This is a genomic window from Cupriavidus phytohabitans (assembly GCF_000426345.1).
Taxonomy (GTDB): Bacteria; Pseudomonadota; Gammaproteobacteria; order Burkholderiales; family Burkholderiaceae; genus Cupriavidus.
In genome coordinates this window covers 80300-106599 of the sequence record NZ_AUFE01000019.1, presented here as the reverse complement: position 1 = coordinate 106599, position 26300 = coordinate 80300, and the positions used below count along the sequence as shown (strand labels likewise).

Below are 26300 nucleotides of genomic sequence, written 5' to 3'. Positions count from 1 at the left end.
AAGCGGTCGGCGCGCGAGGTCACCGCGGCCAGCTTGGTGATCGAGATCGACGAGGTGTTGGACGCGATGATCACGTTCTCGCCGACGATGCCGTCGATCTGCTTGAGGATCTTGACCTTCAGGTCGTAGTTCTCGGTGGCGGCCTCGATGACGATGTCGGTGGCCTTCAGGTCGTCATACGAGGTGCTGCCCTTGAGGCGCGCCAGCGCGTCGGCCTTCTGCGCCTCGGTCAGCTTTTCCTTCTTGATCAGCCGGTCCAGGCTGCCCGACACGGTGGCCACGCCCTTCTGCACGGCGGCGTCGCTGATGTCGACCATCACCACGTTCAGTCCCACTACCGCGCAGGCCTGGGCGATGCCATTGCCCATGGTGCCGGCACCGACGATGCCTACTGTCCTGATTGCCATCTTCTCTTCCTCTGTCTGCTGGTTGCTTGCTGGATGCTTATGGATGTCTGGTTTCAGTCCGCCTGCTTGCCCAGCGCGGCGATGATGCGTTCGGCATGCCCCTTGAGCACTTCCGGCTCCTGCATGTCGCGCGCGTGGCCGCGCAGCGCCTGGTCGTTGTAGCGCGGCACGATGTGGAAATGGATGTGCGGCACGGTCTGGCCTGCCGCTGCGCCGTTGAACTGGCCGATCGAGATGCCGTCGGGGCTGAAGGCGGCGCGCACCGCGCGCGCCACGCGCTGGGTGGCCACGATGGCCGCCTGTGCGCCGTGCTCCGACAGGTCGAAGAGATTGACCGCGGCTTCCTTGGGCACCACCAGCGTATGGCCATCGGCCTGCGGCATGATGTCCATGAAAGCGATGGTGTCGTCGTCCTCGTACACCTTGATGCACGGCATCTCGCCACGCAGGATCTTCGCAAAGATATTGTTCGGGTTGTACTGGCTGTCCATGGTCTTGTCTTGCGGTTGTCTCGGGATTTGTTGCCGCCAGGCGCTATGTTGCGCTTGCTGCGCAGTTACGGTGCGGCGCAGCATTCGAGTGTAACGCAGGGCGGCCCTTCACTGCGGCCGCCCTGCGCGATTACCGGTCAGCGCGTGAATCCGGGTCTACATATTGCGCCGGTACTGCCCGCCCACCTCGAACAGGGCGTGCGTGATCTGCCCCAGCGAGCAGACCCGCACCGCGTCCATCAGCACCGCAAATACGTTCTGGTTGTCGATCACGGCCTGGCGCAGCCGCTGCAGCATCGCCGGGGCTTCGTCGGCATTGGCTTTCTGGAAGGACTGCAAGCGGTCGAGCTGGCTCTGCTTCTCGGCCTCGCTGGAGCGCGCCAGCTCCAGCTTCTGCGGGACCGGGTCGCCATCCGGATTGCGGAAGGTGTTCACGCCGATGAGCGGCAGCGTGCCGTCGTGCTTGAGCTGCTCGTAGTAGAGTGACTCTTCCTGGATCTTGCCGCGCTGGTAGCCGGTCTCCATTGCGCCCAGCACGCCGCCGCGCTCGGCGATGCGCTCGAACTCCTGCAGCACCGCTTCTTCCACCAGGTCGGTCAGTTCCTCGATCAGGAAGCTGCCCTGGTTGGGGTTCTCGCACTTCGCCACGCCCCATTCGCGGTTGATGATCAGCTGGATCGCCAATGCGCGGCGCACCGATTCGCCCGTAGGCGTGGTGATGGCCTCGTCGTAGGCATTGGTGTGCAGCGAATTGCAGTTGTCGTAGATCGCGATCAGCGCCTGCAGCGTGGTGCGGATATCGTTGAAATCGATCTCCTGCGCATGCAGCGAGCGCCCCGAGGTCTGGATGTGGTACTTGAGCTTCTGGCTGCGTTCGTTGGCGCCGTACTTGTCGCGCATCGTCACCGCCCAGATGCGGCGCGCGACACGGCCGAGCACGCTGTACTCGGGATCCATGCCGTTGGAGAAGAAGAACGACAGGTTGGGCGCGAAGTCGTCGATATGCATGCCGCGCGCCAGGTAGGCTTCGACGTAGGTGAAGCCGTTGGAGAGCGTGAAGGCGAGCTGCGAGATCGGGTTCGCGCCGGCCTCGGCGATGTGGTAGCCGGAGATCGACACCGAGTAGAAGTTGCGCACCTGGTGGTGCACGAAGTACTCCTGGATATCGCCCATCACCTTGAGCGAGAACTCGGTGGAAAAGATGCAGGTGTTCTGGCCCTGGTCTTCCTTGAGGATATCGGCCTGCACCGTGCCGCGCACGTTCTGCAGCACCCAGGCGCGGATCTTGGCCTCTTCGTCGGCGGTGGGATCGCGCTGGTTGTCGGCGCGGAACTTGTCGAGCTGCTGGTCGATGGCGGTGTTCATGAACATCGCCAGGATGGTCGGCGCGGGGCCGTTGATGGTCATCGACACCGACGTCGACGGACTGGTCAGGTCGAAGCCGTCGTACAGCACCTTCATGTCGTCGAGCGTGGCGATCGACACGCCCGAGTTGCCGACCTTCCCGTAGATGTCGGGCCGCACGTGCGGGTCTTCGCCGTACAGCGTGACCGAGTCGAACGCGGTCGACAGGCGCTTGGCATCCATGCCCTCGGACACCAGCTTGAAGCGCCGGTTGGTGCGGAAGGCATCGCCCTCGCCGGCGAACATGCGCGTCGGGTCCTCGTTCTCGCGCTTGAAGGCAAAGACGCCGGCGGTATACGGGAAGCTGCCGGGCACGTTCTCGCGCATCAGCCACTTCAGCACCTCGCCGTCGTCCTCGAAGCGCGGCAGCACCACCTTGCGCACCCTGGTGCCTGACAGCGTCGTGGTGACGAGGCCGGTGCGGATCTCCTTGTCGCGGATCTTCACCACGTATTCGTCGCCGCTATAGGCTTCGCGCATCTGCGGCCACATCGCCAGCAGCTTGCGCTCGACCTGGCCGAGGGCAGTGTCGCGTTCCGCGGCGAGCGCATCGAGTGCGGCGCCGCCGTCGGCCTGGCCGTGCGCGGCCCGCAGCATGCGGCTCGATTCGCGCAACTGCTGGCGTTCGCGTGCAAGGCGGCTTTGCTCGGACACGCGGCGGTGGTAGCCACGCACGGTATCGGCCAGCTCGGCCAGATAGCGGCTGCGTGCCGGCGGCACGATCACGTTCTGGCCGGTAGAGATGCGCCCCCACAACTCGGGCAGCGCGCCGGGCCGCAACTTCAGGCCGCGCTCGGCCAGCGCCGCGCGCAAACCCTGGTACAACATGGTCACGCCATCGTCATTGAAGCGCGACGCCTGCGTGCCGTACACCGGCATGTCCTCGGCCTTGCCATGCCATTGCTCGCGGTTGCGCTGGACCTGCTTGGCTACATCGCGCCACGCATCCTGCGCCCCCTTGCGGTCGAACTTGTTGATGGCGACAAAGTCGGCAAAGTCGAGCATGTCGATCTTCTCGAGCTGGCTGGCCGCGCCGAACTCGGGCGTCATCACGTACAGCGACAGGTCCACGTGCGGCACGATGGCGGCGTCGCCCTGCCCGATGCCGGAGGTCTCCACGATCACCAGGTCGAAGCCCGCCACCTTGCATGCCCCGATCGCGTCCGGCAATGCCTCCGAGATCTCCGAGCCCGCCTCGCGCGTGGCCATCGAGCGCATGAAGATGTTCGGATGGTTGATTGCGTTCATGCGGATGCGGTCGCCCAGCAGCGCGCCGCCCGACTTGCGGCGCGACGGGTCGATCGAGATCACGGCGATCGACAATGCGTCCTGCTGGTCGAGGCGGAAGCGGCGGATCAGTTCGTCGGTCAGCGACGACTTGCCGGCGCCGCCGGTGCCGGTGATGCCAAGGACCGGGATCGCGGCCTGCTGCGCCTGCGCATGCATCGCCTGCACCAGCGCGGCCTCGGCCTTGCCGTTTTCCAGCGCGGTAATCAACTGCGCCAGAGCACGCCGGTCGCCGCCGGCAACAGGATCGAGCGAGGTGGGCGCGTAGCGCGACAGGTCAATGTCGCAACGCTGCACCATGTCGGCAATCATGCCGGCCAGGCCCATGCGCTGCCCGTCCTCCGGACTGTAGATGCGCGCCACGCCGTAGGCCTGCAGCGCACGGATCTCGTCCGGCACGATCACGCCGCCGCCGCCGCCGAAGACCTGTACATGCTCGCCGCCCTTTTCGCGCAGCAGGTCGACCATGTACCGGAAGTACTCGACGTGGCCGCCCTGGTAGCTGGAAATGGCAATGCCCTGCGCGTCTTCCTGCAAGGCCGCCGTGACCACTTCCTCGACCGAGCGGTTGTGGCCCAGGTGGATCACCTCGCAGCCGTGCGACTGCAGGATGCGGCGCATGATGTTGATCGAGGCGTCATGGCCGTCGAACAGCGACGCCGCCGTGACAAAGCGCACCTTGTTGGCCGGACCGCGGCCCTGCTGCACCGGCTTGGGCTGCGGCGCGCCGCGGCGCACATCATGCAAATCGGAAAGGTCGGTCATTGTCTCCACCGTCTCTGGGTGTTGGCTGCCACCGCGAGGTCCGCCTCGGGTGCCGTTCTGTGCCGGCTTGGCTGGAGTTGCGCGGGCTTGCCCCGGACTTGGGCTGGTCGATTATATGACGTTGACGTAAACGTCAATCAATGGGGCAGAACCCCAACGGCGCGGCGCAGCGGTGCTTATAGAGTAGGTGGCCGCGGAGGATTGCAGGCAAGCAAAAGGCCACCTTGCGGTGGCCTTCCTCGGTACTTCGCCAGCAATGCCGGATATCACCGGCACAACGCCCATATCCGCGGGCATTCCCCAAACGCATCCGTGCTGTGCTCTTCGACCCTGTGCCGCAGCGCGTGCAGCCACGCCGCCATCCGCCGCACCGACCAGGGCGCCGGCGTCTGGGCCAGCGTAAAGCGTGCCCCCGGGCCATCACCCGACAGCCATACGCGATAGCCCTCCGGCAGCGCCAGTTCCTGGCCGGGCTCCAGCCAGATATCGTCGGGATTGCCTTCGACCGTCACCCACAGCTTGCCCGCCGCCGCGCAGACGGTCTGCCCGTAGCCGGCGCGCCAGCTCACTGGCTGTCCGGGCTCGCCCAGTTCGAAAGTCCGTAGTTCGCGCATGATGCTCTCCTGATCAGCCTGGCGGTCTCGATCTCTCCGCCATGCTTCCATTATTCGCATCCCTCACTACAATCCCATGTACAGTTGTGAACAGTTTTCGATGCACTGTTCAGTAGTTTCCCCTGACAGTTGCACTGACAGTTGCATATCCCGGTTTCCCCCGGCTGCCTGCCTATGAAACTCATATTAGATGCTTCCACCGGGATTCCACTGACCGATCAGATCGTCAACGGCGTGAAGTCGTGGATCGGTAACCGCGAAGCGCGGCCGGGGGCAAAGCTGCCCTCGATCCGCCAGCTGGCGGCAGAAAATGGCATCAGCCGCTTTCCCGTGATCGAGGCCTATGACCGGCTGGTGTCGCAGGGGCTGCTGGATTCGCGGCAGGGGTCGGGCTTCTACGTGGCGGACAGCCCGCTCGCGGGACGCTCGGCGCGCGGCTGGTCGGACCCCAGCCTGGCGGAGGATCTTTCCGACCACATCCTGGAGCAGTTCAACCATCCCAGCAGCACGCTGAAACTGGCCGGCGGCTTCGTACCCGAGAGCTGGCGCGACGTGGAAGGGCTGCAGCAGGCGATCCGCGCGATCTCGCGCACCGAGATCGACAGCGTGATCCACTACGCCACGCCGCTGGGCCATCCGGAACTGCGCCGGCAGGTGCTGCTGCGCGTGCGCCAGCTCGGCATCGCGGCGGAACTGCCGCAGGTGCTGATCACCACCGGCGCCAGCCAGGCGCTGGACCTGGTGGTGCGCCACCTGCTCAAGCCGGGTGATACCGTGTTCGTGGAGGATCCCGGCTACTACAACCTGTTCGGCCTGCTGCGGCTGCATGGTGTGCAGCTGGTGGGCGTGCCGCACACGCCCCTCGGCCCGGACCCCGACGCGTGCGAGGCGCTGCTGCGCCAGCACAAGCCCAAGCTGTTCTTCACCAACAGCGTATTGCAGAATCCCACCGGCGCCACGCTGGCGCCGCCGGTCGCGTTCCGGCTGCTGGAGCTGGCGCGCCGGCACGGCTTCCGCTTTGTCGAGGACGATATCTTCTCCGACTTCCAGACGCACTTCACCGACCGTCTGGCCACGCTGGACCAGCTCGAGCACGTGATCTACATCGGCGGGTTTTCCAAGACGGTGTCGGCGTCCCTGCGGATCGGCTACGTGGTGGCCGACAAGGCGCTGGTCAAGGACCTGGTCGACGTGAAGGTGCTGACCAGCGTCGCCGGCTCGCACTTCGCGGAAGCGGTCACGGCGGCGCTGCTGGAGCGCGGCGGCTATCGCAAATACATCGAGCGGCTGCGCCTGCGCGTGCGCGAGGCGTCGGCCAGCGCGGTGCGGCAGCTGACCGGCTGCGGCTGGGAAGTGTTCTGCGAGCCCAGCGGCGGCAATTTCCTGTGGGCGCGGCCGCCCGTCATCGAGGATTCGCGCGACCTGGTGGCGCTGGGCGAGGAATACGGCGTGACGCTGGCGCCGGGCAATTACTTCCGGCCCGGCGGCGAGACCTCGGCCTGGATCCGCATCAACGCCGCCTACGCCAACGAGCCGCGCGCGGTGGCCTTTATGAAGGCCGCGTCGGAGCGCCGCGCGCGCTGACGCTCAGCCGCCGTGGTTATGCAGCACGGCGTTGCGCCGCGCGTAGGCGAAGTAGATCACCAGCCCCAGTGCCAGCCACACCAGGAAGGCGATCCAGGTCAGTGCCTGCAGGTGGGCCATCAGGAACAGGCAGAAGCCGATCGCCAGCAGCGGCACCACCGGCACGCCCGGGCAGCGGAACGCGCGCGGCAGGTCGGGACGGATCCTGCGCAGCACCAGCACCGCGACCGAGATCAGCGTAAAGGCGGCCAGCGTGCCGATATTGATCAGCTCGGCCAGCACGTTCAGCGGCACAAAGCCGGCGATCGCGGCAAAGATCAGTCCCACGGTCCAGGTGGCGAAGTAAGGCGTCGCATGCACGGGGTGCACCGACGACAGCCGCTCCGGCAGCAGCCCGTCGCGCGACATGGCGAAGATCACGCGGGTCTGGCCGTAGGTCATCACCAGGATCACCGTGGTCATGCCCAGGATCGCGCCCAGGTCGACAAAGCCCGCGACCCAGTTCTGCCCGGCGTATTGCAGCGCCAGCGACACCGGGTGGTCGACGCCGGCAAACCTGGCGAACGGCACGATGCCGGTCATGATCGCCGCCACCACGACATACAGCACCGTGCATACCGCCAGCGAACCGATGATGCCGATCGGCAGGTCGCGGCGCGGGTTGCGCACTTCCTCGGCCGCCGAAGTCACTGCGTCGAAGCCGATGAAGGCGAAGAACACCAGCGCCGCCGCATTGAAGATGCCGCTGAAGCCAAACGGCGCGAACGGCTCCCAGTTGGCCGGCTGCACGTGCCAGACTCCGACCGCGATAAACAGCAGCACCACGCCGATCTTCACCGCCACCATCAGGTTGTTCACGCGCGCGGATTCGCGCACGCCGTAGGACACGACCCAGGTGATCGCCAGCATGATCAGGCAGGCCGGCAGGTTGATCATCGTCTCCACGCCCGGCACCGCGCCCGGCGCGGCAGTCAGCGCCGCCGGCAGCTTCAGCCCGAAGCCCGCCATCAACGACTGGAAATACCCCGACCAGCCCACCGACACTGCCGAGGTGGCCAGCCCGTACTCCAGCAGCAGGTCCCAGCCGATCATCCACGCGACGATCTCGCCGAGCGTGGCATAGCTGTACGTATAGATCGATCCCGATACCGGGATGGCCGAGGCAAACTCCGCGTAGCACAAGGCGGCAAAGCCGCACGCCAGCGCGGCGATGACGAAGGACACGGTCAGCGCCGGCCCGGCGGTCAGCGCGCCGGTGCCGGTCAGCACGAAAATCCCGGTGCCGATGATGGCGCCGATGCCCATCATCACCAGGTCGACCGGACCCAGCACCTTTTTGAGGCCGTCATCGCGCGCGACGGCCAGCATCGCTTCGATGTCCTTGGTGCGGAACAAACTCATTCAGACTCCTGCAGCAGTGGCCGGGGCGCCTGCTTCTGCCTTGGCAGCGGCCCGGAAAAAGCGCGCTAGTTTACGCCTGCCGCACTGCGCAGGCGTCACATTCGGCGTCCGTGCCCGGCGGGCACGGCATCGGAATGATAGGGAACGCGCGATCGTCCGGTGCTGACCGGCAGCAATCCGGCCTCAGCCGCCGCAGCCAGGCGCGGAAAGGACGCCGTCGACACGCGCCAGCGCGGTGGCGAGCGGGTCCAGCATGAGCATGGCGGTGCCGGCGAGCGCCAGCACCGCCAGGGCGACGATCCGGGCGTGCCGTGGGCCCGGCATCGTGCATGCGGCCGCCACCAGCGGAGCCAGCGTGGCGGTCACCAGGAGAAGCCTCAGCAGCATGGCGCCGACTCAACGGCTTGGCGCAACAGCCGGTCCCTGGCCATCGTCCTCCACTGGCAACGTCCCCGCACGGCGCAGCCCGAACCACGAGCATGCTGCCGAGCAAAGCGTGATCGCGACCAGCGCGACGATGGTGTGGCGGTAGCTGCGCGTGGCATCGAACGACCACGCGCCCAGCTGCACCGTCAGGAAGGCACCGAGCTGGTGGCCCAGGAACAGCAGCCCGAACACCTTGCCCTTGATCCGGTTGCCATAGCGCTCGAAGCAGAACATCGAGGTCAGGATCACCGTGCCCAGGTAGCTGGCGCCAAAGCCCATCGCGAAGGGCAGCACGCCAAGGCCCGGCACCAGCAGCAGCACCATCGACAGCGAGCGCAGCGCATAGAACCCCGCCAGCAGGCGATGCTTGTCCCACCGCAACGCCAGCGCGCCCGAGACGATGCCGCTGGCCAGTTCCAGCACGCCAAGCGTGCTCAGCGCGGTACCCATCGCCAGCCGCGGCACACCTTGCCCTTGCCAGTAGGCCACCAGGTGCACGTCGATGAAGGCCATGGTCGCGCCGCATCCGAAGAAGCCCGCTGCCAGCGCATAGAAGACGGGGTCGCGCCGGACCAGCGCCCATGCCGAGACCTCCGCCGCCTGCAGTGCCGGCGCGGCTCGCGGCTCCCGGCGCGAGGCCAGCCACAGCGCGCCAGCCACCGGCAGCGCGAACACCACGCCCGCCATGCCGAAGGCCGTGGTCCACCCTGCCTGCGGCTGCAGCCAGATCCACAGCGGCGACAGCACGATGAATCCAATCGCGGTTCCGTTCGTCACGACCGCGTAAGCCAGGCCCTTCCTGCGCTCCTCGAACAGGCGATCGACCAGGATGCCCATCGGCACGAAGGTCATCGCCGCCAATCCGAAGGCGCCCGCCAGCCCGAACGCCAGCACGAAGAAAGCGAGCGACTGGTGCCACCACGCCACGCTGGCAAGCGCCAGCCCTGCGGCCAGTGCTCCCGCCGCCGCCGTGCGCAGCGGCCCGACGCGATCGCTCAGTGCGCCGACCACCGGCGACATCAGCCCCGTCGCCAGCATGAACACGCTGCCTGACCAGGCGAACTGCGCGCGGCCCTGGCCGAAGTGGGTCGCGAGGTCGACGAAATACACCTGGTACAGGCCCTTCACCGCGGTCGAGACAAACATCGCGGCAAAGCCGATGGCAACCAGCGCGAGGGGGATGGCGGGGATGCGGGTGCGGGTCATGGCGGTTCCTCGGTTCATGCATGGTGCGGGCCTGCCGACATGCTAAGCAACGCCATGCTCTCGCCACGGCAATGCCGCAGACCAGAAAAGCAAATTTTCAGCCACCGCCGTCGCAACGGGGCCGGATCGCGCGAGAATGGCGGCATCGGACCGTTCGACCTTACTTGCCGCGATGACCAACGCCTATCTGCTGGTGCTGCCCAAGGTCCACATGCTCGACCTTGGCGGCCCGCTCCAGATCTTGTCCAGCGTATCGGAACTGGGCATCGCACCGCTGCGGGTCCGCTGCGCCGGACCACATTCGAGCGTGACGTCGTTCCAGGGGCCGGCGCTGAGCCAGGTCGAACGGCTGCCTGCGCGCGTGGCGCCCGGCGACGTGGTGCTGGCCATCGGCAGCAAACTTCTGGACACGCTGACGACTTCGCCGGCGTGGCGCGATAGCGCCGCGTGGCTCAGGGAAACGTTTGCGGACGGCAGGAATGCCGACGTACAGGTCGCCGCCGTCTGCACCGGCGCCTTCCTGCTGGGCGCCGCCGGCCTGCTCGACGGCCGCCTGTGCACCACCCACCATGCACACACCCGCCGCCTGCGCGCGCGGCACCCCGCTGCGTCGGTCGTGGACAACCGGGTGTTCGTTCGCGACGGCAATGTGTGGACGTCGGCCGGCGTGGCCTCTGGCATCGACCTCGCGCTGCGGCTGGTCGCCGACGCCTATGGCGACGACGCCGCCATCGCCGTCGCGCGCGACAACGTCGTGCCCTTCCGGCGCTTCAGCGCCGATCCGCAACTGGCGCCGCAGTTCCGCGCGCGCTCGCATGGCAACGCGCTGGTACATGCGGTGCAGGACGCGATCGCGCGCGAGCTGGACGCCAATGTCGCCGACCCGCGCTTCGCCGACCGCTTCGCCATCAGCGTGCGGCACCTGTCCCGCATCTTCCATGAGGAAACCGGCCTGACGCCCAAGCAATACCAGCTCACGCTGCGCATGGCGCGCGCGCGCAAGCTGCTGGCGTCATCGAGCCTTGCCGTGGAGGAAATTGCGTTGAAGAGCGGCTTCGCCAGCGTGCAGGCCTTCCGTGCCTGCTGGAACAAGGCCGAGCCGGCCACGCCGAGCGCCTATCGCCTGGCTACCACCGGCAATCCGCAAACCGTATAACTCATTACGACCCGCGCAGCGCAGCCGAAGGCGTTCCTACCACACCGCCCGCAGCAGGGGCCACCGTTGACACTTTCGATGGCCACGGCGCGCGCCGTGGCTTGCAATCAGAAAGCCGGCCCAGAAAACTCGAAGGGCCGGCGGCAATGCGATGCGGCGTGCGCCGCTTACTTGATGTCCTGCAGCGCCTTCTTCACCGTATCGAACAGCTCGCCGATCTGCGCTTCCGAGATGATCAGCGGCGGCGAGAACGCCAGGATGTCGCCGGTGTAGCGCACCAGCACGCCTAGCTCCAGGCACTTGAGGAAGGCCTCGTAGGCACGCGCGCCGGGCTGGCCCGGACGCGACTCCAGTTCGATCCCGGCCACCATGCCGAAGTTGCGGATGTCCTTCACGTGCGGCGCGCCACGTACGCTGTGCACCGCCGCTTCGAACACCGGCGACAGCTCGGCCGCGCGGCCGAACAGGTTCTCGCGCTGGTACAGGTCGAGCGTGGCGACGGCAGCGGCAGCGGCCAGCGGGTGGCCGGAGTAGGTGTAGCCGTGCAGCAGCTCGATCGTGCCCGGCGCGGCAGCGTTGACCACGGCGTCGTGCACCTCGCGGCGCACCGCGACGGCGCCCATCGGCACCGCGGCGTTGTTGATCGCCTTGGCCATCGTGATCAGGTCCGGCGTGACGTTGAAGCGCTCGGCAGCGGTGGCCGCGCCGAGGCGGCCGAAGGCGGTGATCACTTCATCGAAGATCAGCAGGATGCCATGCTTGCTGGTGATCTCGCGCAGCTTTTCCAGGTAGCCGACCGGCGGCACCAGCACGCCGGCGGAGCCGGCCAGCGGCTCGACGATCACGGCGGCGACGTTGGCCGGGTCATGCAGCGCGAGGATGCGCTCCAGTTCGTCGGCAAGGTGCGCGCCCCATTGCGGCTGGCCCTTGGAGAAAGCGGCCTCGGCGATGTTGAGCGTGGCCGGCAGGTGGTCCGTGCCCGGCATCAGGTTGGCAGAAAAGGCCTTGCGGTTCGGGCCGATGCCGCCCACCGCCATGCCGCCGAAGCCCACGCCGTGGTAGCCGCGCTCGCGGCCGATAAAGCGGGTGCGCTGGCCTTCGCCGCGCGCGCGGTGGTACGCCAGCGCGATCTTCAGCGCGGTGTCGACCGACTCGGAGCCCGAGTTGGTGAAGAAGATGCGGTCCAGCCCCTGCGGCATGAGCGCGGCAACCTTGGTGGCGGCCTCGAACGACAGCGGGTGGCCCATCTGGAACGGCGGCGCATAGTCCAGGGTGGCCGCCTGGCGCGCGACGGCGTCGGCGATCTCCTTGCGGCAGTGGCCCGCGGCCACGCACCAGAGGCCGGCGCAACCGTCCAGGATCTGGCGGCCGTCGTGGGTGGTGTAGTACATGCCGCTTGCCGAAGCCAGCAGGCGCGGCGCCGCCTTGTACTGGCGGTTGGCGGTGAAGGGCATCCACAGGGCATCGAGATCGGGAATCACGGTCTTGGCGGCGTCCATACGTCCTCCTCGGGGCAATTGGAAATTGGGCGGGTCGGTTGGCTGATGCCGGTACGGCACCGCTGCGAGTGGCGAGCACTGAAGCGGGACCGGAACGGCGGCAATGACGGCCACTCTACCGGCGGCGTCTGGCCGACAAAATATACAGTCCGGACAGCAACGCCTTACCGTACAGTTTGATCATGCAAAACCGTACAGGCAAGCAGCCGCGGCGCCTACCGGGCCATCACCCTGCCACGTGGCGCTTGCCGGCGCCGTGCGGCATCCCACGCTGCACTGCGGCAATTTTCGCAACGCGGGATGACACGGCGCGCGGCGCCCTGTGGAGCCCGCTAAACTGTACAGGTTCGCGCCTTCCGAGGTGCATGGTGCAACGCTTCCGATGCTGACCCTGAACCTGACCCGCAGCCGCCGCGGCGGCGAAACCCTGACCGAGCAGATCGTCGCCGGCATCGCCGCGCTGGTGGAGGAGCGCGTGCTGCGTGCCGGCACCACGCTGCCCTCGGTACGCCGCTTTGCCCAGCACCACCAGGTCAGCACCTTCACCGTGGCCGAGGCCTACGGGCGGCTGACCGCGCTGGGCTACCTGGCCGCGCGGCCGGGTTCCGGCTACACCGTGGCGCATCGCCACGCGCCCACCGGCAGCGCCCGTGCACCGCAATGGGAAGCGCCGGGACTGAACGCGGCCTGGCTGCTGTCGGACGTGTTCGCCGACCATTCCGTGCCGATCAAGGCCGGCGCCGGCTGGCTTCCAGGCGACTGGCTCAACGAGGAAGGGTTGCACCAGGCCATGCGGGCCTCTGGCCGGGTGCCGGCGGCACAGCTGTCAGGCTACGGCCATCCCTATGGATTCGCGCCGCTGCGCGAGCATATCGCCACCGGCCTCGGCCAGTACGGCATCCCGCTGCAGGCGCAGCAGGTGGTGCTGACGCAGGGCGCGACACAGGCGCTGGACCTGGTGGTGCGCACGCTGCTGCGCGCGGGCGACACCGTGCTGGTGGAATCGCCCTGCTATTGCAACCTGCTGCAGATCCTGCGGCTGGCGGGGCTGCGCGTAATCGGCGTGCCGCGTTCGGCGGCCGGGCTGGACACCGATGCGCTCGACGACGCGATCCGCGCCCATGCTCCACGCGCCTTCTTCGTCAACACCGTGCTGCAGAACCCGACCGGCGCCAGCCTCAGCAGCATGAACGCCTTCCGCGTGCTGCAGCTCGCCGAGCGGCACCAGCTGCTGGTGGTGGAAGACGATATCTACCGCGAGCTGGCACCGGCCGGCTCGCCGATGCTGGCGGCAATGGACGGGCTGTCGCAGGTGGTCTACGTGAACGGCTTTTCCAAGACCATCACGCCGTCGCTGCGCGTGGGCTACCTGGCTGCCAGTCCGGACCTGGCCAAGGCATTCGCGCGGACCAAGATGGCGGTCGGGCTGACCTCGTCGGAAGTGACCGAGCGCCTGGTCTACTCGGTACTGACCAGCGGCCACTACGGCCGCCACGTGGCCGCGCTGGCCGAGCGGCTGCGCGCGCAGCAGGACCTGGTGATGGAAAAGATGGAGGCGCACGGCCTGGAGGTGCTGCTGCGCCCCGAAGGCGGGATGTTCGCCTGGGCGCGGCTGCGCGACGACATCCAGCAGCGGCTGCAGGCAAGCCGGCGCGGCGAGCCGCTGGGCGGCAACCGCCTGGCCACGCTGGCGCTGGAGCACGGCATCTGGCTGGCGCCGGGCTCGTACTTCGAGCCGGACGAGGCCGATTCGCCGTGGATCCGCTTCAACGTGGCCACCGGCGACGCTCCGCAGCTGTGGCAGTTCTTCGACAGCCTGGCGCAGGCGCCGCGTGCCGCCGCGGCCTGAGAGCCGGCTACCATCAGAAGTGGTAGCGCAGGTAGCCGGGGATGGAAGTTGGCGCCGGGGTTGGGCTGTTGTTGCTCGTGGCGGGGGCGCGGGCCGGCGCCGCTCCCAGGGTGCCGCCTCAGCTCCAGAGGCGGTCGACGACCCAGCCTGCGGTGGCGCAAACGCCCACCCAGGTCACCAGTGCGATAGCGATAAAGCGGTATGTCATCTCAGAACGACAATAAACTCGTTGCGGGAATATGAATCTTTCGCAAAATCATACATCCATTCATGAATGTATGTAAGCAGCAATCAGATTTCCCTGAGATAGCCTGGGGACTTTTCGTAACGTGGGAAGGCAAGGAAGCGCCTGTTGCGGCACGCAACAGGCGCTGATGCGGCTGGATGCCGCGGGTCGGCGGGGTAACCGGTGCCGGATCCTTCAGCCGCGCAGGAACGGCAGCACTTCTTCCAGCAGCCGCTCCGGCACCTCTTCGGCGATGTAGTGACCGCACGGCAGCGCATGCCCGCGCACGTGCCGCGCCACCTTGCGCCATTCGTCGAGCGGACGGAAGCACTGACCGACGGCGCCCTGCTCGCCCCACAGCGCCAGCATCTCGCACTCGACCATGCGGCCCGCGGCGAGATCGGCGCGGTCATGCTCGAGGTCGATGGTGGCACTGGCGCGGTAGTCCTCGCACAGCCCGTGCGCGGCACCGGGCAGGCTCAGGCAGCGCAGGTACTCGGCCATGGCGGCGTCGGTGAACGGCGCCAGCCCGGCGCTGCGGGCACCCATGGTCTGGCGCAGGTAGAGCGCGGGGTCCGCTTCGATCAGCGTTTCCGGGAACGGCGCCGGGCGAATCAGGAAGAACCAGTGCCAGTAGGCGCGGGCAAAGGCCTCGCTGGTCTGCGCGTACATCGCCAGCGTGGGCGCAATATCCAGCGTCACCAGCCGCGTCACCGCCTGTGGATGATCCAGCGCCAGCCGGTGCGCCACGCGCGCGCCGCGGTCGTGCGCCAGCACGCTGAACCGTTCGAAACCGAGCGCGCGCATCAGCGCAAGCTGGTCGGCGGCCATGGTGCGCTTGCTGTAGTTGGCATGGTCCGGCAAACCCGCGGGCTTGCCGCTGTCGCCATAGCCGCGCAGGTCGGCTGCCACCACGGTGAAATGCCGCGCCAGCTCGGGCGCCACCTTGTGCCAGATCGCGTGTGTCTGCGGGTGGCCATGCAGCAGCAGCAAGGCCGGCCCCTGGCCGCCGGCCACCGCGTGGATGGCAACGTCGCCGCAGTCGACCCGGTGCGGCATGAATCCTTCGAACATCGTCTGTCTCCATGGCCGACCCGCGGCCGTCTGAACCGTGCCGGCTAGTGTAATCACTAAGCAGCGCGACAGGATTTCCTGCGACGACACTCATTCGGTCGATGTATTCATGAATTCATCCCTGCCGGCACGCCCCTGTCTCCGGCAGGGATGCAGCCGGTCGCACAGCGGCGCTCTGCTACCCTTGCAGCATCCGTACTGACTTCCAGCCACAGCAAGATCCGACCATGCATACCCAAGACCTGTCCGCATGGACCCACAGCCATACCTTCGACGGGGGCAACCGCGACGCCGAGCGCGGCACGCGCCTGGTGATGGTGATCACCGCCATCGTGATGGTGGTGGAAATCGCCGCCGGTCTCTGGTTCAACTCGATGGCGCTGCTGGCCGATGGCTGGCACATGAGCTCGCACGCGCTGGCCATCGGCCTGTCCGCCTTTGCGTACGCAGCCGCGCGCCGCTACGCCAGCGACCGGCGCTTTGCCTTTGGCGCCTGGAAGATAGAAGTGCTGGCCGCCTTTGCCAGCGCGGTATTCCTGCTCTGCATTGCCGCGCTGATGGCTGCGGGTTCGGTCGAGCGGCTGTTCAGCCCGCAGGAAATCCATTACCGCGAGGCCATGGCCGTGACCGCGCTGGGCCTGCTGGTCAACCTTGGCTGCGCGCTGATCCTGGGCGGACATGCGCACGGGCACGGGCACGATCATGAGCATGGCCATGGACATCACCACCATGGCCACCATGACCACCATGACCACCATGACCACGATCATCACCACCGCCACCACGACATCAACCTGCGCGCGGCCTACGTGCACGTGCTGGCCGATGCCGCCACCTCGGTGCTGGCCATCGTGGCGCTTGCCGGCGGCTGGTGGCTGGGCTGGGCCTGGCTAGACCCGGTGATGGGACTGGTGGGCGCGGCGCTGGTCGGCAAGTGGGCGATCGGCCTGCTGCGCCAGAGCGGCACCGTGCTGCTGGACCGCGAGATGGACCACCCGGTGGTCGAAGAAGTGCGCGAGGTGCTTGCCGGGCTCGACCGCGACGGCCGCCCTGGCGAAGAAGGGATCCGCGTGACTGACCTGCATGTCTGGCGCGTCGGCCGCCAGCACTTTTCCTGCATCGTCTGCCTGGTCACGCATGACGCCGCGCTGACGCCGCAACGCGTGCGCCAGGCGCTGTCCGTGCATGAGGAGCTGGTGCACGTGACCGTCGAGATCAGCCGCTGCGAGGGCACGCACTGACAATGCAGCAAGCGCACCAGGCCTGGCGCGCGGTCTCAGCTCAGCTCACACCACATGCACAGCGGCGGCGTATCGGTATGCCGCTGGAATTCGCTGGACGACAGCACCTCCTGCGGCAGCTTCGATGCCGGCACCAGCGTAAAGCCGTAGCGCGCGAAATAACTTGGGCAACTCGAGGCCAGCAGCACCGCGCGCTGCAGGCCATTCGAGCGCGCGCGCATCAGCGCGGCGCGCACCACGTGCGTGGCAACGCCCCGATCGCGGTGCTCGGGCAGCACGGCGACCGAGCGGATCACCACGGTCTGGCCGAAGGGCTCGCCGGCTGCGCAACCGATGATCCGCGATTCGAGGATCGCGACATGGAAGTGCTCCAGCACGCGGAACACATCGTCGGTCGGCAGGCCGCAGCGCTCCAGCACCGCCCCCACCGCTGGCGCGTCCGAGGGCACCGCCGCCCGGATCCGCAGGTCTTTCATCATCAGGAGCCTCTCTTCTTCACATCACTTGGCGACGGGAACACCATGGAAGCCCGGCATGGTTGCGCCGCCATCCAGGCAGCGCGCTGCGCACGCAGGCCGGTCCGGCCTGACTGCGAAACACTACCCGATTCGGTCGCTTTGTACCATCCGGGAAGAACAGGGCCAACCGGTGTCGGAAATTGCCCGCGGCATTCTGCACAGGGGCGCGCGGCTATTCGGCGCAGGCGCACCCCCGCGCGTGCGTCACGCGACTCAGGGTGCGAAGAAAGGGGAATGTCGCTGCCAGGAAGAAAAACTGGAGGCGGGGATCCGGAATCGAACCGTCGTATACGGCTTTGCAGGCCGTTGCATCACCACTCTGCCACCCCGCCGTGGATCACGCGCCATCCCGGCGCGTCGTGCTGCGGGCCGCAGTGTAGCGGGAAATGGAAAAGTCTGCAGGGCGCTGCGCGAGCGCCCGCGACGGCAGTCAGTCGCCGATCTCGCCCATGGCCGACTGCACGTAGTTCTGCAGGCCGACCTTGCCGATCAGTTCGATTTGCGACTCGAGCCAGTCGATATGCGATTCGGTCGCTTCCAGGATATCGACCACCACCTCACGCGAAACATAATCGCCGATCGACTCCAGATACTTGATCGCATCCTTGCAGCTGGCCTGCGAAACCTGTTCCAGCTTCAGGTCGCAGCCGAGCATTTCTTCGGTGTTCTCGCCGAGCAGCAATTTGTCGAGGTCCTGCAGGTTGGGCAAGCCATCGAGCAGCAGGATGCGCTCGATCAGCTTGTCGGCGTGCTTCATTTCCTCGATCGATTCCTCGTACTCGTGCTTGCCCAGGGCATTGAGCCCCCAATGCCGGTACATGCGCGCGTGCAGGAAATACTGGTTGATGGCGGTCAGCTCATGCCGGAGCTGAACATTGAGCATCTGAATCGCTTTCTTGTCGCTTTTCATGACAGCACCAACGACCCCTCGATACTGGTGGATCAATTCTCATTATCATGGCCAGCAGCACTGCTGCGGCCAATATCGCTTCGCGCCTTTCATGGTAGGCCGGCAAAGGGGGACATCAAGCAAATTCGGCCGATATTGACCGATTATCCAGCATTATTGCACATGAGAATGGCAATGGTTTCCATTCTATTTTCGCTAGCGCATGAAAAGCCGCATCCGGCATTAATACCCGAGCCTTCCGGACACATATTTCAAATAAGAAAACGGGCGCACGCGGCATACTGCCGCGCCGCCCGCCATGAGCGGAAATCGGAAGCAGATCAGTCGAGGCGCGCGCCCGAGTCCGCCACCAGCGTCTTCAGCACCGGCCAGTCGCGCGCATAGAGCGCCTGTGCCTCGGCCGGCGAGCTGCCCACCGGGCGTACCCCCAGCCCGACCATGCGCGCCTGCATGTCGGGGGTCTGCAGGATCGCCTTCACCTCGCTTTCGAGCTTGGCCACAATGGTCGCCGGCACGCCGACCGGCGCCACCAGCCCGATCCAGCCCACCGTCTTGAACGCGCTGTCCTGCATGCCCAGCTCGGCAAAGGTCGGCATCGCAGGCAGCGCGCTGCTGCGCTGCGTGCCGGTAACGGCCAGCGCCTTGAGCTTGCCGCTCTCGATATACGGCCTGGCCGTCAGGATGCTGGCAAAGCCGAACTGCACCTGCCCGCCAAGCAGGTCCTGCAGCATCGGCGCCTCGCCCTTGTAGGGCACGTGCGTGGCGTTGCCGCGCGTAAGCTTGCTGAGGTAGGCGCCGCTCAGGTGCGACAGCGATCCCACGCCCCACGAGGCATAGGTAGCCTTGCCCGGCTGGGCGCGCGCGTAATCCCCCAGCTCGCGCGGCGTGCGCGCCGGCACCGACGGGTGCGCCACCAGCACCAGCTGCGCGTCGGCGAGCACGCTGATCATGGTCAGGTCCTTGCGCGGGTCGTACGGCAGCTTCTCGAACAGGAACTGGTTGGTCAGCACCGACTGCGTCAGCGTCATCAGCAGCGTGTAGCCGTCCGGCGCCGCCTTGGCCACGGCATCGGTACCGATGATGCCGGAGGCGCCGGCCTTGTTTTCCACCACCACCGGCTGGCCCAGGCGCTTGCTGAGTTTCTCGCCCATGGCGCGGGCGATGGTGTCGGTGCCGCCACCGGCCACGTATGGCACCACCAGGCGGATCGGCTTGGCCGGATAGGTCTGTGCAGCGGCCGGCAAGCCGAGGCTGAGCGAAAGCCCGCTGACTGCGAGCGCGAGCCATGCGCGTCGATTCATGTCGTCTCCAGTTGTCTTGATTGTCTTTATGTCTTGGAGACAACGGTAGCGGGCTTGAGAAAGTACGTCCAATGCAATATTTTTCAGATTTCCATGCATGAATACTTAGATCAATGGGCCTGCGCCAGCTGCATCACTTCGTCACCCTGGTCGAACAGGGCAGCTTCGCGCGCGCGGCCGCGGCGCTGCACCTGTCGCAGCCGGCGCTGACGCGCAGCATCCAGGCGCTGGAGGCCGACCTCGGCACCCTGGTCGACCGAAGCTACGGCAAGGTACGCCCCACAGCCGCCGGCGCGCTGGTGCTGGAACGCGCGCGCCGCATGCTGCGCGAAAGCCGTGAACTGCGCCGCGACCTGCAGCTGCTGGACGAGGTGGAGATCGGCGAGATCCGCGCCGGCTTCGGGCCGTTCGCGGCATCGTTCCTGCTCGACCCGGTGCTGGAAGCGCTGGTGCGGCGCTACCCGCGCCTGCGCATCGACGTGGAGACCGCCGACACCACCACCATGCTGCGCGCACTGGAAGCCGAACGGCTCGATGTCTTTGTCGGCGAAAGCCGCAGCCTGGCGCAGCTCGGCCACCTGCAGATCGAGCGCCTGCCGGCGCTGGAGACCGGCCTCTTCGTGCGCGCCGCGCACCCGCTGGCGCAGCAGCGCGACATCAGCCTCGCCGCGTTGCGCGATTACCCGGTGGCAGGCCCACGGCTGCCCGCGCATATCCACCAGTTCTTCCGCGAGGCAATGCTGGCGGCCAGCAACGGCACGGCCGGGAACGACAGCGCCGGCCTGCTCACCGTCACCTGCAACGACATGCATGCGCTGCGCGCACTGATGCTGGCCGGCGACGCGGTCGCGCTGGTGCCGGTGGCGATGATGGCCGACGCCTGCGCGCAGGGCGCGGCGGTGCCGCTGCGGATGCGCCCGCGCCACGATTTGCGCGCGCAGTATGGCATCGTGTCGCTGTCCGGGCATACCCCGTCGCCGGCAACGCGCGCGTTCGTGGCGCAGGTGCACGCGGCGCTGGCGGACTACCCGGCTGCGGGCGCGAGCGCCATCCCGGTTCGCTAGAAACTTTCAGGGCGGCCCGGGAAAAATCTTCAGATCGCGAACCGGACCGGCGTGCTATGTTGGCCGCGGGGCACACCGTCATCCCAGGCGCTCCGGAGGCTCCGACATGCCAACCAACACCGCTCGCCGGCTGCTAGCTGCCCTTGTCCCCGCGCTGCCGCTGCTGGGCGCAGCTACCAGTGCCAGCGGCACCGAGGGCGCGCTCGGCCGGCCCGTCACCGGAACCAGCGTCACGCCCAATGCCGGCATCGTCTCGCCCGAACCCATCCTGGCGGTCAACCTCGGCGAGATCTACCTCGACGGATCGATCGGCGGCAGCCGCAGCGTGCCGATTGGCGGCAAGGCAGCCGTCGACGTCGACGGCAAGGTCGCCTTCACACTGGCCACGGTGATGAAAGCCTGGGACACCGGGCCCGGCGCGTGGAACTTTGCCTCCAGCTTCACGCTGCCCTACGTGTGGACCAGGGTCACGGCCAATGTCGGCATCGGCGGCGTCAGCGGCCGTACGCAAGACACCGCGTCGAACCTGTTCGACATCTATTTCACGCCGCTGGTCGCCGGCTACCACTTCTCCAAGACCGAGCATGTGGCGCTGAGCCTGAACATCTGGGCGCCGACCGGCAAGTACGATCCCAACGCACTGGCCAATCCCAGCCTGAACAACTGGACCTTTATCCCGCAGGTGGCCTACACCCGGCTGTTTCCGGAGCACGGGCTGGAATTCGATGCGGTGGCCGGGCTCCAGTTCTACACGCGCAACAATGCCACCGATTACCAGAACGCGCCGCTGTTCACGCTCGACACGATGCTGCTCAAGCGCTTCGGCAACGGCGCCGGCGCAGGCCTGATCGCCGGCACCACGCAGCAACTGGGCGACGACAGCGGTCCGCTGGCGGACCGCCTCAACGGCTTCCGCGGCCACGACTGGGCGCTGGGGCCGATCGTCACCTACGACACAAAAATCGGCGCGAAAAGCCACCTGTCAATGAGCCTGCGCTGGGTGCCGACCATCGCCAGCAAGAACCGGCTAAAGAGCACGAGCACGTTCATGGGGACGGCGGCGATCGTGTTCTGAATATGCCGCCGATCGTCCGCCGATCAGCTTGCCGCCGCCGGCGCCAGCCCATCGTCCGGTGCGGCTGCCGCATGCGCGGCGAGCCGGCGGCGCGAACGGCCGGGGTTCACGACAAGCAGCCCGACCAGGCCGCCCGCCAGCATCACCACGCCACACAGCGCCAGCCCAAGCTCAAAGCCGCGCGCCCCTGCGCGCTGTCGGACAAGCGGCTGGAGGTGGAGATGGCGCGGGCGTTCCTGTCGTATGTGGGGTAAAGGGGGGCACACTGACGTGCAAAGGCAAACAGGCCCCGAAGGGCCTCTTTGCCTGAGGAACGCCGCAGCAGGGACGCCAACAACGATGATGTCGTGGTGGTGGCCCCTGCCCCCGCTTCCTTACTCTACCGTCACCGATTTCGCCAGATTCCGCGGCTTGTCCACATCGGTACCACGCGCGCATGCCGTGTGATATGCCAGAAGCTGCAGCGGCACCACATGCAGGATCGGCGACAGGTCGCCATAGTGCTCGGGCATGCGGATCACCTGGATACCGTCCGACGACTGGATCTGCGTATCGCTGTCGGCAAACACATAGAGACGGCCGCCGCGCGCGCGCACTTCCTGGATGTTGGACTTGAGCTTTTCCAGCAGCGCGTCGTTGGGCGCGACCGTGACCACCGGCATGGCTTCGGTCACCAGCGCAAGCGGGCCGTGCTTCAGTTCGCCGGCAGGGTATGCCTCGGCGTGGATGTACGAGATTTCCTTGAGCTTGAGCGCGCCTTCGAGCGCGATCGGATAGTGCAGGCCGCGGCCCAGGAACAGCGCGTTCTCGCGGCGCGCGAAGTCTTCGGACCAGGCGATGATCTGCGGCTCCAGCGCCAGCACGCCGTGCAGTGCGGCCGGCAGGTGGCGCAGGTTGGCCAGATCCTTGGCCTCGGCTTCCTCGGTCAGCAGGCCGCGCACCTTGGCCAGCGCCAGCGTCAGCATGTACAGCGCGGCCAGCTGCGTGGTGAAGGCCTTGGTCGAGGCCACGCCGATCTCGGTGCCGGCGCGGGTCAGGAAGCGCAGCTCGGTCTCGCGCACCATGGCGCTGGTGGCGACGTTGCAGACCGCCAGCGTGTGCACATGGCCCAGCGCGCGCGCGTGGCGCAGCGCGGCCATGGTGTCGGCGGTTTCGCCCGACTGCGAGATCACCACCACCAGCGCGCGCGGGTTGGGCACGGTGTCGCGATAGCGGTATTCGCTGGCGACCTCGACCTGGGTCGGGATCTTGGCGATGCTTTCGAGCCAATACTTGGCGGTGCAGCCGGAATAGTAGCTGGTGCCGCAGGCCAGGATCAGCACGCTGTCGATGCCTGCAAAGACTTCCGCGGCGTTGTCGCCGAACAGCGCCGGCGTGATGCTTTCCACGCCTTCCAGCGTGTCGCCCAGCGCGCGCGGCTGCTCGAAGATTTCCTTCTGCATGAAATGGCGGTACGGGCCCAGCTCGACCGATGCGGCATGAGCCTCGACCAGGCGAGCTTCACGCTCGACCGCGTGGTCCTGCGCGTCATGGATGACGACGCCGTCGAGCGAGATCTCGACCACATCGCCCTCTTCGAGGTAGATGATGCGGTTCGCGGTGCCGGCCACGGCGAGCGCATCGGACGCGAGGAAGGCCTCGTTCTCGCCCAGCGCCACCACCAGCGGCGAGCCGGCGCGGGCGCCGACCACCACGCCGGGCTGGTCCTTGGCGAACACGGCGATGGCATAGGCGCCGTGCAGGCGCTTGGTGACGGCGCGCACCGAGTCGAACAGGTCGCCGCGGGTGGCGCTGCTGGGATAGGTGTAGGCCTGGTGGATCAGGTGCGCGACGACTTCGGTGTCGGTCTGCGACTCGAAGCCGTAGCCGACCGCGCGCAGTTCGTCGCGCAGCGGCTCGTAGTTCTCGATGATGCCGTTATGCACCAGCGCGATGGTCTCGCCCGACAGGTGGGGGTGGGCGTTGGCGGTATCGGGCTTGCCGTGGGTGGCCCAGCGCGTATGCGCCACGCCGGTGAAGCCGGACAGGCCCGAAGCCTGCGTCTGCGCATCCAGGTCGGCCACGCGCGACACGGTGCGCGCGCGCTCGACCGCATCGTCGCGCACGACCGCGACGCCGCACGAGTCATAGCCGCGGTATTCCAGGCGGCGCAGCCCCTCGATCAGGACCGGAACGATATTGCGCGTCGAAACCGCGCCGACGATGCCACACATGCTGAACCCCCGTTGCTGGCGCCCACTGCGGCGCCCTATCCAATCAATCGCGCCGCCCGTCCGGGCCGGCGCTTTCCATGGCCGCTCACGCGGCGGCCGGACGATTACTTCTTCGGCTGCTTGACCGGACGCTGCCAGGCGTCGACGGTCATCTGTTTGGCGCGTGACAGCGTCAGCTTGTCCGCGGGCGCTTCCTTGGTCAGGGTGGTGCCCGCTCCCAGCGTGGCGCCGCGGCGTACCGTCACCGGCGCCACCAATTGCGTATCGGACCCGATAAAGACGTCGTCCTCGATCACCGTACGGTGCTTGTTCACACCGTCATAGTTGCAGGTGATCGTGCCGGCGCCAATATTGACGCGCGAACCCACTGTGGCGTCTCCAACATAGGCAAGGTGGTTGGCCTTGCTGTGCGCGGCCACCTGGGCATTCTTCACCTCGACGAAGTTGCCGATATGGACATCTTCGCCCAGTTCGGTGCCCGGGCGCAGCCGCGCGTACGGCCCGATGCGTCCGGCAGGACCGATCCTGGCACTGTCGACATGGCAGAACGGGTGCAATTGCGCGCCGGCGCCCACGGTGCTGTTGCGGATCACGCAGTGGGCGCCGATGCTGGCGCCGTCTTCCAGGTGCACGCGGCCTTCAAACACGCAGCCGACATCAATGGTGACATCGCGCCCGCAAGTCAGCTCGCCCCGCACGTCGATGCGCGCCGGATCCAGCAGTGTCACGCCGGCTTCGAGCAGGCGGCGGGCCTGGTTGCCCTGGTGGATGCGTTCGACTTCAGCGAGCTGCAGCTTGCTGTTGACCCCGAGCGTCTCCCAGATCGCTGCCGGCTGCGCCGAAACGATCTCGACGCCTTCCGTGGCGGCGCGCTCGACCGTGTCGGTCAGGTAGTACTCGCCCTGGGCATTGTCGTTGCCGAGCATCGACAGCCAGCGCCGGAGGTGGCCCGTCGGGCACACGATGATGCCGGTATTGATTTCGCGGATAGCCTTGACGGCCTCAGTGGCATCCTTTTGCTCGACGATGCGGACGATGCTGCCCCCGGCGTCGCGTACGATACGGCCATAGCCGGTGGGATCGGGCATTTCGACCGTCAATACGCCGAAGCGCTCGTTGCCGGCCTCGGCCACCAGTGCCTTCAGCGTGGCCGCGGTTGTGAGCGGCACGTCACCGTACAGAACCAATGTAGGCTGGCCGTCGTCCAACAATGGAAGTGCCTGCATCACCGCATGGCCCGTGCCTAGCTGCTGGGCCTGTTCGGCGAAGGCGACATCGTCGGCGGCGACCGCCTCGCGCACATGCGCGGCGCCGTGGCCGACGACCACGACCAGCCGCGACGGCGACAGCGCGCGAGCCGTATCCAGGACGTGCGCCAGCATTGGCCGCCCGGCCACCGGGTGCAATACCTTGGGCAAGTCGGAAACCATTCGCTTGCCCATGCCCGCGGCGAGAATGACGATATTCACAAGGAGACCCCTACGTGAGTGTGTCCGAAAATATTCTGAAAAACGCCAACCGGGTGATTCGCGGTCTTCGCCGCCCAGCTTGGCTGCAGGTCCAGGCCCGATCGGTGCGGAATCCCGCAAACCCTTGCCAGTCTTGGGCTGGCGGCGATCGAAGCGGCCCGGCTGCAATGCGCGCCGATTTTAACATGGCGAATTCTGCCCAACGCGGCGCTGTTTCCGAATTTCACAATCGTTGGGCGCGGCGGATTTTGGTGATTTTCGGCGCCGCGGCGCTGTGCGCATGCAGCGCGATGAAACTCGGCTACCAGCAGGGGGATCGGCTGGCCTACTGGTGGATTGACAATTATGTCGATGTCACCTCGGCCCAGGAGCCGCTCACGCGCGAGGCCATCGCGCGCTTCTTCGCCTGGCACCGCAAGTCTCAGCTGCCTGAAATCGCGAGCCTGCTGCAGCAGGCCAAGGCCGAGGTCCGCCAGCCGGTGACGCCAGCCATGGTCGAGCACTTCCAGGACGCCTCGCAGCAACTGGCGCGCCGCTCTTACGAGCAGGCCATGCCCGACATGGCTGACCTGCTGCTGACGCTGACGCCCGACCAGATCGCCCGCATGGAGAAGAAATTCGCCGAGGGCAATGCCAAGTACCGCAAGAAATTCCTGAATTCCGACCCGGCCGAGCGGGTCGACGCCCGCTTTGACAAGGTGATGGACTACGCGCGGCTGGTCTATGGCGATTTCTCCGGCGAGCAGGAAAAGCAGATCCGTGCGGCGGTGCTGCCCGTGGTCGAGAACGCCGAGTCGCGCTACGCCGAACGGGTGGCGCGGCAGCAGGAATGGCTCAAGATGGTGCGCTACGTGCAGGCCACGCAGCCGTCCAGGCCGCAGGTGATGGACCTGCTGCGGCGCTTCCGCGAATACTGGCAGAACCCGCCTGGCAAGCATGCCGTGAGCCACGATGCCAGCCACAACGCCGGCATTGCACTGACCGTGGCGATCGCCAACATGACCACGCCGAAGCAGAAGGCGCATGCGCAGGACCGGTTCCAGAAGTGGATCGACGATACCAACGCGCTGATGCGGGAGAAGGCGCACGCCCCGGTGCAGGCAGCGGCGGCGAACTGAGT

General features: G+C 67.0%; 22 protein-coding genes and 1 tRNA gene. 8 read left to right on the top strand and 15 right to left on the bottom strand.

Annotated elements, in window-relative coordinates; genetic code table 11:
- The 4 genes from K309_RS0116125 to K309_RS0116110 all read right to left on the bottom strand — a co-directional run.
- Positions 1-407, bottom strand: a 407-nt coding sequence (locus K309_RS0116125) for a 3-hydroxyacyl-CoA dehydrogenase NAD-binding domain-containing protein (protein WP_029047399.1), incomplete at its 3' end; no start/stop codon positions are given.
- 53 nt (positions 408-460) lie between these two features.
- A complete protein-coding gene (locus K309_RS0116120) occupies positions 461-898 on the bottom strand; it encodes an HIT family protein (RefSeq protein WP_029047398.1) in 438 nt (145 codons plus the stop codon).
- A 156-nt stretch (positions 899-1054) separates the two neighbouring features.
- Positions 1055-4354 carry a fused isobutyryl-CoA mutase/GTPase IcmF gene (icmF, locus tag K309_RS0116115; RefSeq protein WP_029047397.1) on the bottom strand — a complete coding sequence of 1100 codons (3300 nt, stop codon included), beginning with the start codon at positions 4352-4354 and terminating at the stop codon, positions 1055-1057.
- 266 nt (positions 4355-4620) lie between these two features.
- Positions 4621-4968 (bottom strand): DUF2917 domain-containing protein, encoded by a 348-nt coding sequence (locus K309_RS0116110; protein WP_029047396.1) that lies wholly within the window; start codon positions 4966-4968, stop codon positions 4621-4623.
- 174 nt (positions 4969-5142) lie between these two features.
- Between K309_RS0116110 and K309_RS0116105 the strand changes: the two genes are divergently transcribed.
- On the top strand, positions 5143-6552 hold the full coding sequence (locus tag K309_RS0116105) for an aminotransferase-like domain-containing protein (protein ID WP_029047395.1): 1410 nt from the start codon (positions 5143-5145) through the stop codon (positions 6550-6552).
- Between the two features lie 3 nt (positions 6553-6555).
- On the opposite strand, the gene bcaP is transcribed toward K309_RS0116105, so the two are convergent.
- The 3 genes from bcaP to K309_RS36665 all read right to left on the bottom strand — a co-directional run bounded on the left by bcaP (position 6556) and on the right by K309_RS36665 (position 9585).
- Entirely contained in the window at positions 6556-7953 is a 1398-nt protein-coding gene (bcaP, locus tag K309_RS0116100; RefSeq protein ID WP_029047394.1) for a branched-chain amino acid transporter BcaP, read from the bottom strand.
- Between the two features lie 183 nt (positions 7954-8136).
- Positions 8137-8340 (bottom strand): hypothetical protein, encoded by a 204-nt coding sequence (locus tag K309_RS0116095; protein ID WP_029047393.1) that lies wholly within the window; start codon positions 8338-8340, stop codon positions 8137-8139.
- Between the two features lie 9 nt (positions 8341-8349).
- The gene (locus K309_RS36665; RefSeq protein WP_051320483.1) at positions 8350-9585 is read right to left on the bottom strand and encodes an MFS transporter; all 1236 of its coding nucleotides are present in this window, start codon (positions 9583-9585) and stop codon (positions 8350-8352) included.
- 136 nt (positions 9586-9721) lie between these two features.
- Between K309_RS36665 and K309_RS0116085 the strand changes: the two genes are divergently transcribed.
- On the top strand, positions 9722-10741 hold the full coding sequence (locus K309_RS0116085; protein ID WP_369796433.1) for a GlxA family transcriptional regulator: 1020 nt from the start codon (positions 9722-9724) through the stop codon (positions 10739-10741).
- 167 nt (positions 10742-10908) lie between these two features.
- Here K309_RS0116085 and aptA read toward each other — a convergent pair whose 3' ends face one another.
- On the bottom strand, positions 10909-12240 hold the full coding sequence (gene aptA / locus K309_RS0116080) for an omega-aminotransferase AptA (protein ID WP_029047391.1): 1332 nt from the start codon (positions 12238-12240) through the stop codon (positions 10909-10911).
- Between the two features lie 382 nt (positions 12241-12622).
- Here aptA and K309_RS0116075 point away from each other — a divergent pair, with 382 nt between their 5' ends.
- Positions 12623-14089 carry an aminotransferase-like domain-containing protein gene (locus K309_RS0116075; protein WP_029047390.1) on the top strand — a complete coding sequence of 489 codons (1467 nt, stop codon included), beginning with the start codon at positions 12623-12625 and terminating at the stop codon, positions 14087-14089.
- 421 nt (positions 14090-14510) lie between these two features.
- On the opposite strand, the gene K309_RS0116065 is transcribed toward K309_RS0116075, so the two are convergent.
- A complete protein-coding gene (locus K309_RS0116065; protein ID WP_029047388.1) occupies positions 14511-15389 on the bottom strand; it encodes an alpha/beta fold hydrolase in 879 nt (292 codons plus the stop codon).
- 227 nt (positions 15390-15616) lie between these two features.
- On the opposite strand from K309_RS0116065, the gene dmeF reads away from it, so the two are divergent.
- Positions 15617-16630 carry a CDF family Co(II)/Ni(II) efflux transporter DmeF gene (gene dmeF / locus K309_RS0116060; RefSeq protein WP_029047387.1) on the top strand — a complete coding sequence of 338 codons (1014 nt, stop codon included), beginning with the start codon at positions 15617-15619 and terminating at the stop codon, positions 16628-16630.
- 35 nt (positions 16631-16665) lie between these two features.
- On the opposite strand, the gene K309_RS0116055 is transcribed toward dmeF, so the two are convergent.
- The 4 genes from K309_RS0116055 to K309_RS0116040 all read right to left on the bottom strand — a co-directional run bounded on the left by K309_RS0116055 (position 16666) and on the right by K309_RS0116040 (position 19359).
- On the bottom strand, positions 16666-17109 hold the full coding sequence (locus K309_RS0116055; RefSeq protein ID WP_029047386.1) for a GNAT family N-acetyltransferase: 444 nt from the start codon (positions 17107-17109) through the stop codon (positions 16666-16668).
- 296 nt (positions 17110-17405) lie between these two features.
- A tRNA-Cys gene (locus K309_RS0116050) sits at positions 17406-17480 on the bottom strand.
- A gap of 98 nt (positions 17481-17578) precedes the next feature.
- Positions 17579-18058 carry a bacterioferritin gene (bfr, locus tag K309_RS0116045; RefSeq protein WP_029047385.1) on the bottom strand — a complete coding sequence of 160 codons (480 nt, stop codon included), beginning with the start codon at positions 18056-18058 and terminating at the stop codon, positions 17579-17581.
- 320 nt (positions 18059-18378) lie between these two features.
- Entirely contained in the window at positions 18379-19359 is a 981-nt protein-coding gene (locus K309_RS0116040) for a Bug family tripartite tricarboxylate transporter substrate binding protein (RefSeq protein ID WP_029047384.1), read from the bottom strand.
- Between the two features lie 113 nt (positions 19360-19472).
- Here K309_RS0116040 and K309_RS0116035 point away from each other — a divergent pair, with 113 nt between their 5' ends.
- The 3 genes from K309_RS0116035 (at position 19473) to K309_RS36660 (ending at position 21752) form a co-directional block, all read left to right on the top strand.
- Positions 19473-20423 (top strand): LysR family transcriptional regulator, encoded by a 951-nt coding sequence (locus K309_RS0116035; protein WP_029047383.1) that lies wholly within the window; start codon positions 19473-19475, stop codon positions 20421-20423.
- Between the two features lie 106 nt (positions 20424-20529).
- Positions 20530-21498 (top strand): SphA family protein, encoded by a 969-nt coding sequence (locus K309_RS0116030; protein ID WP_029047382.1) that lies wholly within the window; start codon positions 20530-20532, stop codon positions 21496-21498.
- A gap of 71 nt (positions 21499-21569) precedes the next feature.
- Positions 21570-21752: a hypothetical protein gene (locus K309_RS36660; protein ID WP_029047381.1), complete on the top strand. Its 183-nt coding sequence runs from the start codon at positions 21570-21572 to the stop codon at positions 21750-21752.
- Between the two features lie 120 nt (positions 21753-21872).
- Here K309_RS36660 and glmS read toward each other — a convergent pair whose 3' ends face one another.
- The gene (gene glmS, locus K309_RS0116020) at positions 21873-23711 is read right to left on the bottom strand and encodes a glutamine--fructose-6-phosphate transaminase (isomerizing) (RefSeq protein WP_029047380.1); all 1839 of its coding nucleotides are present in this window, start codon (positions 23709-23711) and stop codon (positions 21873-21875) included.
- Between the two features lie 104 nt (positions 23712-23815).
- On the bottom strand, positions 23816-25180 hold the full coding sequence (glmU, locus tag K309_RS0116015; RefSeq protein WP_029047379.1) for a bifunctional UDP-N-acetylglucosamine diphosphorylase/glucosamine-1-phosphate N-acetyltransferase GlmU: 1365 nt from the start codon (positions 25178-25180) through the stop codon (positions 23816-23818).
- A 290-nt stretch (positions 25181-25470) separates the two neighbouring features.
- Between glmU and K309_RS36655 the strand changes: the two genes are divergently transcribed.
- Complete coding sequence (locus K309_RS36655) at positions 25471-26298, top strand: DUF6279 family lipoprotein (protein WP_035877651.1); 828 nt, start codon at positions 25471-25473, stop codon at positions 26296-26298.
- Positions 26299-26300 lie beyond the last annotated feature (2 nt).